The sequence below is a fragment of the Xenorhabdus sp. PB62.4 genome, assembly GCF_014467285.1.
Lineage (GTDB): Bacteria > Pseudomonadota > Gammaproteobacteria > Enterobacterales > Enterobacteriaceae > Xenorhabdus.
In genome coordinates, this window is record NZ_NKHR01000093.1 from 1 (window position 1) to 950 (window position 950).

Here is a 950-nt window from a genome sequence, read left to right on the forward strand (position 1 = left end):
CGTAACCGACCCGCAGGGGCGATTGGAAGAGTACCGTTACAACCAACATGGCGAAATCCTCAGACGGGTACTGCCGGATGGCACCCAATGGCGTTATGAATATGAACAACACCGGCTTCATGGTGTTCTGGCGCCCAATGGTTACACCACCCGCTATGAACAGGATGGGCTGGGGCGGCTGAGGAGTGTGACGGATGCGCTGGGTCAGCAAACCCGTTATCAGCACTGCGCGTTTCATGCCAGTCCAGCCAACAGTGTCACGGAAATTGAATTACCGGATGGGGTAAAACAGCATATCGACTATGATAATGAGCGACGGGTCACTGCGGTCACTGACGGTGAGGGAAATATCACCCGTTATACCTATGGTGCCTTTGATCTGCTGACCCGGCTAACCCGCCCGGATGGGACAGTCCTACATTTTGGTTATGATCGCTTAATTCGTCTGAACAGCGTGACGATGGCAACCGGTGAAACGTATCGCTATGAGCGGGATTTAGCCGGACAAATTATCCGTGAAACCGATTTTACCGGACGCGCGATCGACTATACCTATGACCGGGCAGGCCGTCGAACCCTGACACGGTATCCCAACGGTCAGTTCATCCGTTTTTGTTACACTGCCAAAGACCAAATTCAGCGGCAGGAGTACTGGCAAACGGGAAAATTACTCTGTGAATTACAGGCCGTCACCGAATATACCTACGATGCTCAGGGCAGGATGATCTGTGCCACCTCAGCGGATGCGGTGGTGGAGTTTGACTATGACGATGCAGGGCGTGTGATTGGTGAACGACTGAACGGGCGGGAAATTACCCGGGAGTGGGATGACCTCAACGACTTGCCTGTCGCAGAAACACTGGGCGAAGATACGTTGCATTTTGGTTATAACCGGATGGGCTGGTTAAACCATTTCCAGTTTAACCAACACAGCCCGTTGTCTTTACAGC

General features: G+C 52.7%; 1 pseudogene. It reads left to right on the plus strand.

Annotated elements, in window-relative coordinates:
- Positions 1–950, plus strand: a pseudogene (locus tag Xenpb_RS19345) (RHS repeat protein); the annotation flags it as partial.